The 9,188-nt window shown below is 43.2% G+C and carries 10 protein-coding genes; 8 read left to right on the plus strand and 2 right to left on the minus strand.

The genetic code is table 11. From position 1 onward, the window contains the following. Window position 1: 1 nt before the first annotated feature. Together rsxA and metG are read right to left on the minus strand one after the other, a co-directional pair. Window positions 2-583 carry an electron transport complex subunit RsxA gene (gene rsxA, locus DFP77_RS08500; protein WP_012069258.1) on the minus strand — a complete coding sequence of 194 codons (582 nt, stop codon included), beginning with the start codon at window positions 581-583 and terminating at the stop codon, window positions 2-4. Window positions 584-864: 281 nt separating this feature from the next. Next, the gene (metG, locus tag DFP77_RS08505) at window positions 865-2,916 is read right to left on the minus strand and encodes a methionine--tRNA ligase (RefSeq protein ID WP_114411857.1); all 2,052 of its coding nucleotides are present in this window, start codon (window positions 2,914-2,916) and stop codon (window positions 865-867) included. Window positions 2,917-3,157: 241 nt separating this feature from the next. On the opposite strand from metG, the gene apbC reads away from it, so the two are divergent. The 8 genes from apbC to DFP77_RS08545 all read left to right on the plus strand — a co-directional run bounded on the left by apbC (window position 3,158) and on the right by DFP77_RS08545 (window position 9,121). Beyond that, window positions 3,158-4,228: an iron-sulfur cluster carrier protein ApbC gene (gene apbC, locus DFP77_RS08510; RefSeq protein WP_114411858.1), complete on the plus strand. Its 1,071-nt coding sequence runs from the start codon at window positions 3,158-3,160 to the stop codon at window positions 4,226-4,228. 9 nt (window positions 4,229-4,237) lie between these two features. Continuing rightward, the gene (gene dcd / locus DFP77_RS08515) at window positions 4,238-4,825 is read left to right on the plus strand and encodes a dCTP deaminase (RefSeq protein WP_110573774.1); all 588 of its coding nucleotides are present in this window, start codon (window positions 4,238-4,240) and stop codon (window positions 4,823-4,825) included. A gap of 911 nt (window positions 4,826-5,736) precedes the next feature. Next, window positions 5,737-6,942 carry a hypothetical protein gene (locus tag DFP77_RS08520; protein WP_220235528.1) on the plus strand — a complete coding sequence of 402 codons (1,206 nt, stop codon included), beginning with the start codon at window positions 5,737-5,739 and terminating at the stop codon, window positions 6,940-6,942. A gap of 64 nt (window positions 6,943-7,006) precedes the next feature. Continuing rightward, on the plus strand, window positions 7,007-7,477 hold the full coding sequence (locus tag DFP77_RS08525; protein WP_147270552.1) for a hypothetical protein: 471 nt from the start codon (window positions 7,007-7,009) through the stop codon (window positions 7,475-7,477). A gap of 39 nt (window positions 7,478-7,516) precedes the next feature. Continuing rightward, window positions 7,517-7,810, plus strand: a complete 294-nt coding sequence (locus DFP77_RS08530; RefSeq protein ID WP_114411861.1) for a hypothetical protein — start codon at window positions 7,517-7,519, stop codon at window positions 7,808-7,810. Between the two features lie 2 nt (window positions 7,811-7,812). Continuing rightward, on the plus strand, window positions 7,813-8,118 hold the full coding sequence (locus DFP77_RS08535; protein WP_114411862.1) for a DUF6804 family protein: 306 nt from the start codon (window positions 7,813-7,815) through the stop codon (window positions 8,116-8,118). A gap of 103 nt (window positions 8,119-8,221) precedes the next feature. Then, window positions 8,222-8,602 (plus strand): DUF7668 domain-containing protein, encoded by a 381-nt coding sequence (locus DFP77_RS08540; protein WP_114411863.1) that lies wholly within the window; start codon window positions 8,222-8,224, stop codon window positions 8,600-8,602. Window positions 8,603-8,722: 120 nt separating this feature from the next. After that, entirely contained in the window at window positions 8,723-9,121 is a 399-nt protein-coding gene (locus DFP77_RS08545) for a hypothetical protein (protein ID WP_114411864.1), read from the plus strand. The last annotated feature ends 67 nt before the right edge of the window (window positions 9,122-9,188 follow it).

A 9,188-nucleotide genomic window follows, 5' to 3' on the forward strand; every position in this document is an offset into this window, starting at 1 on the left:
CCTAAATCTGTACAAGGGCGGTGAAGCCCATGAAAGCAAGAGCCATAAGACCAGCGGTAATCATGCCGATGGCAGAGCCTTTAAAGACAGTCGGAACATCAGCAACGTTAATACGTTCACGCATGGCAGAGAACAAAATCAACACGAATGAGAAACCAACCGCGGCACCAAAACCATAAAGAATGGATTCAACAAAGCCATTTTGTTTGCTGATGTTTTGTAATGCCACACCCAATACGGCGCAGTTAGTCGTGATAAGGGGTAAGAAAATTCCTAATACTCGATAAAGTAATGGACTGGTTTTATGAACCACCATTTCAGTGAACTGCACAACAACAGCGATCACTAAGATAAAAGAGATGGTTTGTAGGTATTCAAGACCAAATGGCTGAAGTATGTAGGTGTAAGTTAGATAACTGCACAGGCTCGACAAGGTTAAAACAAAGGTCGTCGCCATTGCCATGCCAATCGAGGTTTCTAGTTTCCCAGACACGCCCATGAAAGGGCATAGGCCCAAAAACTGAACCAGTACAAAGTTGTTAACTAGAATGGTACTGACCAGTATCAGGAGATATTCAGTCATTTCACGTCCAAAATATGTGGTGAATATAGTGTGATATCAGACACTTTTGGATAAAAGCATCTGTGAGCGTAACTATACCAATCTGCTTATAACTAACAAAGCTAAAAATCTCACATTTTTAGTCCGATTAAGTATATAGATAATAGGTTACGCTTATATAATTTCGATTTATGATTCTCTATTAATGCCAATGCCCACCTTATTAATAATCTTTCTTATTTACTAAGGTGAGCACTGGTTTGTATCGCGTTTATTGGCTGTTTAGGCCGATGCCCTGCGGCTTACATCACGCGTTGACCAGGTTTTGCGCCAGCGTGAGGTTCTAGTAGGTAAATTTCTTCACCGCCAGGGCCTGCCGCCAATACCATGCCTTCTGACATACCAAACTTCATTTTGCGAGGTGCAAGGTTGGCCACCATGACAGTGTGTTTGCCTTCTAGGTCTTCTGGCTTATAAGCAGACTTGATACCAGAGAATACAGTGCGCGTTTCGCCACCAATGTCTAAGGTCAATTTTAGCAGCTTATTGGCTTTTTCGACGTGCTCGGCTTTCACGATCAAGGCGATGCGCAAGTCCACTTTCGCAAAGTCATCGAAATTGATTTCTGCTTCGATTGGCTCTTTGCTTAGTTCTGTTTCCGCTTGAGCCGGTTGCGCCGCTTCTTTTGCTGCGGCTTCAGCCGCTGCTTCAACTTTGCCTTCTTCGATGATGGCATCGATTTGTGCTTGCTCAATACGACCCATTAGTGGCTTGAATTTGTTCACCGTGTTGCCAAACAACAACACGCTGCGGTTATCCCATGTTAGTTCTTTGCCTAAGAAAGCTTCTGCGTCAGCCACCATATTTGGCATGACGGGTTTCAAGTAAGTTGCCAGGATGCTGAATAAGTTCAAGGCGACCGTACAAACGTCCTGAACCTTCGGCAAAGTCGCTTCGTCTTTTGCCAACACCCAAGGAGCTTGCTCGGCTATGTATTCATTCGCTACGTCAGCAAGGCGCATGATTTCACGAATGGCTTTGCCGTATTCGCGGCCTTCAAAGTGCTCGGCAATGACATCGCCAGCGTCAACGAAGGATTGAATCATCTCCGCTTCGCTCACGTTACTCGTCAATTGCCCATCGAACTTCTTATTGATGAAGCTCGCTGTACGACTCGCGATGTTAACCACTTTACCCACGACGTCTGAATTCACGCGCTGTAAGAAATCGCTCAGACTGAGGTCGATATCGTCAACACGAGAGTTAAGTTTGGCAGCGTAGTAGTAACGCAAGTATTGCGGGTCCAAATGTTTCAAGTAAGTGCGAGCTTTAATAAAGGTGCCGCGTGACTTAGACATTTTTTCGCCGTCAACGGTGACATAACCGTGTGCATTGACTGCTGTTGGTGTGCGGTAGCCAGCACAATCCAACATAGCAGGCCAGAACAAAGCATGGAAATTGATAATGTCTTTGCCGATGAAGTGGTAAAGCTCGGCGTCGGAATCTTTCGCCCAGTAATCATCAAACTCCAAACCTTCGGTGCGATCACACAGGTTTTTGAAGCTCGCCATGTAACCAATTGGTGCGTCTAGCCAAACGTAAAAATATTTACCCGGTGCGTCTGGGATTTCAAAACCAAAGTAAGGTGCATCACGGCTGATGTCCCATTCTTTCAAACCAGAATCTAACCATTCAGATAGCTTGTTTGCCACTTGGTCTTGCAAGGTGCCGCTACGTGTCCATTTCGCTAAGAAATCTTGGAAGTCTGGCAATTTAAAGAAATAGTGTTCTGAGTCTTTCTCAATCGGGGTCGCACCAGAATAAACAGAGCGCGGATTGATCATTTCCATTGGCGTGTAAGTCGCAGAACAGACTTCACAGTTATCGCCGTATTGATCTTCTGCTTTACACTTAGGGCAAGTACCCTTGATGAAACGATCTGCAAGGAACATTTCTTTCTCTGGATCGTACGCTTGCACGATAGAGCGTACCGCGATTTTTCCATTGTCACGAAGGGCTTTGTAAATGCTGTTTGAGAACTCACGGTTTTCGTCAGAATGCGTTGAGTGGTAATTATCGTAACCAATTAGGAAGTCGTTAAAGTCAGCCATGTGTTCTTGGCGAACACCGTCGATCAACTCTTCTGATGTAATACCTTGTTGCGCGGCTTTGATCATAATCGCCGTGCCATGTGCGTCATCCGCACACACTGCTGTACAAAGATGGCCGCGCATTTTTTGAAAACGCACCCAGATATCGGTTTGGATGTGTTCCAGCATATGCCCCAAATGGATAGAACCATTTGCATAAGGAAGGGCGCTGGTGACTAAAATTTTGCGTTGCGTTTGTGCCATTTTTGATAAGCCTGCTGGATTAAAAAAGGTCGGGTATTCTATCAATAATTAGGCGTAGATGACGAATGAATAAAGCGCTTTAAAGATAGATTATCTAAGAAAAGCGACATTATAAGTCTCAATCCCGCGTGTGCAAGCGCTAGTCTTCTTTCTAAGTCTTGCTTTTCTGCAATTTGCCCCCACACTTGGCTCAACGTTATAAAATAAACACTCTTTAAATTACGCCTTACTAGGAGCCCCCATGCTAACTGATGCCCAACTACAGGCGACTTTAGAAACCCTAATCGATGACAACAGCGGCCAACCTTATGGTGCTGTTTGGAATGTGGTTGCAGACGACAGCCGAGTTCATGTCACTTTAACGCTTGGCTACCCAGCGCAAAAACAACAAGCTCAACTAGAAGCTAAGATCAAAGAACTCTTGGGTGATTCTCGCCACTTGGTACTAGACATTGACTTTCAAGTTAAAAGCCAAGCCACACAAGGCAGCATTCCTGGGATGAAAGGTGTAAAGAACATCATCGCTGTGGCGTCTGGCAAAGGCGGCGTGGGGAAATCCACCACCACGGTTAACCTTGCTCTTGCTATGGCAAAAGAGGGCGCTCGTGTTGGTATCTTGGATGCGGACATCTACGGTCCAAGCCAAGGCATGCTGCTAGGGTTTGAAGAGGGTACTCGCCCACAAGTCCGTGACGAGAAGTTCTTCATCCCGCCAACGGCATTTGGTGTACAAGTGATGTCCATGGCATTTCTAACCACCAAAGACACGCCAGTTGCATGGCGTGGTCCTATGGTGACTGGTGCTTTGATGCAGATTTTAACGCAAACTGATTGGGATGATCTTGATTACCTATTTATCGACATGCCACCGGGTACAGGCGATATTCAACTGACCCTAGCGCAAAAAGTCCCCGTTGCCGGTTCAGTTGTGGTTACCACACCGCAAGACATCGCTTTATTAGATGCTCGCCGTGGTATTGAAATGTTCAACAAGGTAAACATTCCAGTGTTGGGCGTGGTGGAAAATATGTCGACACACATCTGTTCTAACTGCGGCCATCACGAAGCCATTTTTGGTGACGAAGGTGGTGCTAGCCTAGCAAAAGAATACGATGTTAATGTATTGGGCAAACTGCCACTGAGTCTAGCGATCCGCGAACAGAGTGATGCAGGCCGACCAATCGTGGTAAATGCACCAGAAAGTGATACGGCAGGCATTTATCAGTCGATTGCACGCAAGCTTGGTGCTACCCTTGCATCCCAACAAAATGAACAAATAGCGATGCCTATTATTGGCATGAGCGACGATTGAGGAAAAGTAATGCGTTTGTGTGACCGAGATATTATAAAAGCCCTAGACGAAGGTTCTATTGTTATCGAACCACGCCCAGATAACAGCGTGATCAGCGGCGTCTCTGTTGATTTACGATTGGGCAACTCGTTTCGCGTCTTTCAAGGTCACCCAGCGCCTTATCTTGATCTAAGCAGCTCGAAAGCTGACTTAAGCAAAGTCATCGAATCCGTCATGAGCGAGGAAATCCTAGTCGAAGATGGCAAACCTTTCTTCATCCATCCGGGCGAACTCGTACTTGGCGTCACCAAAGAATCCGTCACCGTACCTGACAACCTAGTTGGCTGGCTCGACGGACGTTCTTCCTTGGCACGCCTTGGCTTAATGGTTCATGTAACCGCACACCGCATCGACCCAGGTTGGAGCGGCGGCATCGTGTTGGAATTCCTCAACGGCGGCAAACTACCCATCGCCCTCAGCCCAGGAATGACCATCGGCGCCATCAACTTCGAAACCATGTCGGGTTCTGCGGATCGTCCTTATAACAAGCGGGATAACGCAAAGTATAAAGACCAAACCTCAGCGGTTGGTAGCCGGATCTCAGGTGACAAATCCTAGATCTTTTTTAAGATCGACTAGAAAGAGGCCTCGGCCTCTTTTTTTGTTTTTATAAGGTCAAATAGTTACTTCTCAGCGATTCCTAGTTTGCAAGCTTGGTTCCGCTCTGCTGAGCGGGCTAGTTCCTTCCCCTTTCTTCAAGGGGAAGGTTAGGATGGGGTTATTTCTTTGGGTTTTAAAGGATATTTGTTACTTCTCAATAGCTCCGAGCTGCAGGCTTTATTCCGCTTTTTAATTCAGGAAAAAGCTGAGCGGGTAACTTTTGTCCAGATCCACAAAACTTACCAAAAATTCGCTTTATCGGGCTATCGCCCAAACGTCTCATTCATATTGTTTAATACAGGTTTAGCAAGACGATTTTTACCGTAAGGCTTAGATGGTTTATTTAGTGAGAGATGGTTCGTTAAACAATGACCCTGAAACTCCATAAAGTCGCGCAATCGGGATTGCGTCGAACTGACTTCTTCGTAGCTAATCGTCTGCAAATTTATACCCGATACCGTAATGCTAATCGTAGGGCGCGATGAGGGAGGTACGACCGTGATCCGCCGGAGAAAGTGAAGCTTTCATTGTCTGAAACCGACTTTATTTTTGGATGAAATTTAAAACACAATTTATGGGTGGATATACAGTCTATTTTTGAGATGAAGACATTTTTGCTCGTTTAACCATTTTAAATCAACTGGTTGTGCGCGTTTTGTGCTGGAGGTAAGTAAGAAAGTCCTCTAATATCAATGAATAAGAATCTACAGTGTAGAAATAACGCGCTGTGGATAAAAGGAATAACACGCATGCTCGTTTTTCCTGTTTTAACTTTTGTTGATATCTCTATTTATGGTTTTAGAGTCAGTGACTTATAGTAATATTAAGAAGGTTTCCAATCTGTGTAAACGCGCATGCGCATTAACAAAATGTTAGAAGAGCAAGGAAAAATAAGCAGAGTGCGAGAAGTCAAACTAAAAGAAAGAATCATGGGCTATTCGGTTTCTCCAGCTCGCAGCGGGGAGATGGCTCAAGTGCAGTATATGGGAGCAACCTCAACGGAAGATGGGGATCTCCATATTAAGTACCTAGAAGGTTTTCCTCAGACGATTCTTTCAATGATAGATGAAGGTATTACACCAGCTGATATTAAATCAATGGTTGTCCTTATATCTCATGATCTTAATGCGAAAGTTTATATCAATGAGCTTGAAGTATTTGGATATGTACATGTAAAAGCTAAGAAAGTAGATAAAGGTCAAGCACTCAAGAAAGATGACATATCTGGATTTGAACGGATAAAACTGGGTGATATCGAGTTTCCTGATGACCATGCATATTTTTGCGTACTATCTCTTGGTTGGGATAAGGCCTACATATTCGATTTTTCACCACTCGATGACCAGAGTTCAAGAAAGATCGAGTATGATGTGGAGAAATTTATAGGTTCGTACTTCTCATATCTTTCATTTAAAACAATCCACAAAATATCAGATTCTGACTGGGACCAGATTTTAAAACAAAATTGGTTCCCTTTTTTCTCTCTAAAGTTTTCTACAATCGAGTCAATTATAAATTACGTTAGGGCCGGATGGGATATTGACGATCTCATAAATACGATAGAGATTGATACGCTAGAACATCTTCAAAACTGGACTCCTGATTGGAAGAAAGATGAAGGCTTGGCTCCATTTGTTGATTTTTTAGAACGGGCAATAGAAAGGCATAAGTCTGAAGATTTTATCAGTAGCACCTCTATTATCTACCCTAAAATCGAAGGACTAATTAGGCAAGAATTCATCAAGGATAATCCGGGTAAAGAGGGGCGTAGACAGAATATGCTTGTTGAGCACATAACAGAGAAGACTCAGTATACGTTGTCATCGCTTACAACATATATACCTGACAGATTCAAAAGATATCTTGAGGAGTGCTATTTCAAAGACTTTATTGCATCAAGCCAGAATAATCAGGTTAGCCGTCACTCAGTTGCTCATGGAGCAAGTTCAATTGAGCAGTATGGAAAAAAAGAGTCATTAGTAGGGTTGTTAGTGTTTTCACAAATAGCTCAATACATCAAACAGTCTTCTAACAAGTCAAGCAACACGGACGCTGCAAGCAGCGCCGGTTCTTGAGGCGTTAAGCATCAAAGTAATGGAATCAATTAAATTAATCTTAGCTTTTTGGAATTATCGCTTCATGTCGAGTTGCGAAGTAATAGCTTGGGCAGACGAAGAGATAAAGGCTGTAGACGAGCCTAGTGATGATTTGATCACTTTATCCCTAAAAGGGCCAGAGATGCTCACTAAGCTTCCGGGGGACGAATTCCCACGATCTACCAATTTGCCTTATGAAAAAATATTCGCGATCAAAGCTTCTATATTGGATACATCTATAAAAGAAGAAAGGGATAAGTTTATTTCTTGGATGTTAGGTTCCTGCCGAGGCTTAAGTTTAGATATTCCAGAGGTAAGACTTGCCTATGATTACGAGCATATTAGCTGGGACTGTGATAATCCGAAGAAAGCTGACGAGATGTTTGATGAATCGTTTCGTAATATGCTTAGTAATTGGAATGAGCAGACTGAAGAGTTAGAAGGCAAATGCTTAACAAATCAATCAACTACGCGCATTCTGCGCCGGAAGCAGCGAAGCTGCTCCGGTTATTGAGGCGTTATGTGCAACAAGCACTAATCAAGGAGATAAATAATGCAAGCGTTGTTAGGTATCGGTGGGTTCATCCTTTTTATGGGATATGGCATTCTGCAAATAGTTGCGGGATATGTTGGTATTGATTTTCATTTTGGTGCCGTCTGGGCTGGCGTAGCTATCGTTGCAGCTTTGATGTTTCGCTTCACGCTTCCAATTACAATCGGGGCTTTCTTTGGCGCAATGGATGTTTGGGGCTGGCATTGGGGTTTTGCTGCATTGTTTGCCGCTCCTGGTCTGGCATTTTTAATACCAGGAGTCATCCTTTCAATCATAGAGGGTGTGAAACGGTAATTATGCCAAAAACACTTATATACATTGCCGCAGGGTTTCTGTTTGTTGGCGTATTACCATTGCCATATGGCTACTACATGTTGTTGCGGTTTATAGCTTGTGGTGTATTTGCATGGGCGGCATACATCGCTTTCGAGAAAAATGAAAATGTCTTACCTTGGGTTTTTGTTGTTTTAGCTATTGTGTTTAACCCAATAATAAAAATTCATTTCCCCAAAGAAATGTGGGTAATCATAGATTTTTCCTCAGGGCTGCTATTGGTTCTTGTAAGTGGCAAGATTCAAGAGAACGGCAAACAAAGCACATAACAATCACATGCACTCGGACAGTAAAAAGCGCCGCTCCTTCCTCGCTCTGCTTTTTACCGCCGGTGATGTGAGGCGTTATATGCCCTCGAAGGATCTGAGTTGAATGGAAACGAATAGTGTAATAAAGAATAGAGAGGCAGAGCTTCCAATACCATCTAAATGGCGAAGCACTATTGCTAAAATAGTCGACGCTTTGGTTGCTAAAGATTACGTTTTACGTTCTGTTGTTCCAAATTCAGAGCTAAGAAGCCCAGATGTAGCAAGTCAGATGAGATCATATATAGAAGATTATGGCGAAAAACTTATATCATTATCTGAAAAGTGTTGGGATTCATCAGTATATATTTGGCAAGGCAAAGACTGGCTGGCATTAGTTGATTTGTCGACAGATAAAGAAGAAGTTAGCGACTTGGTAATGCAGCTATCTATTTCCGAGCTTGAAGCTGATTTTAAATTTACTGTCGAGATGGTGTATGTGCCGTAATGGGCATATAACAAACAGTTTAAAAGCGGACAAAATTCAGTTGGCTGGTTTCGCTCCGCTTCACATTATAGCCAACCAAATTTTGCCTTTTAACTGAGGCGTTAACTGCTAGGAGAACTCATGGACATAGCGGTAAAGATATTCCAAGTCCTGTTTTACATTACAGGGTCTACAATTGCTGTTTTAACTTATATAAAGGCTAAAAATGGATTATTAAATTCGGTCAACACAGAATATCAAAAGAAAGTTATGGAGCGGTTAAGCCAGCTTTCTTCTGAACTGTATGATGAGTTCGACCAAAGTTCAGATAAGTTTTGGGCAAAAGAAGATCAGGCTAAAGAAGTTTTGAGCCAACTGCATGAGCTAATTATTCCTCACAAACACGAGATAATTACGAATAAAGAAATTCATTCAGGCTTTCGCTTACCATCAAAATTTGAAGAGCTAGATCAATTTTTAAATAAATTAAAATCTGACCCATTTATCCCTAGGGAAACTGCGATTAAGTCCCCAATATGAGACAATGCCGATCTGACCATTACCTCAAGACCGAATGACATGAATCAGCTTTCCTTCGCCGATACCG

It is taken from the genome of Marinomonas foliarum (genome assembly GCF_003337275.1).
GTDB lineage: Bacteria > Pseudomonadota > Gammaproteobacteria > Pseudomonadales > Marinomonadaceae > Marinomonas > Marinomonas foliarum.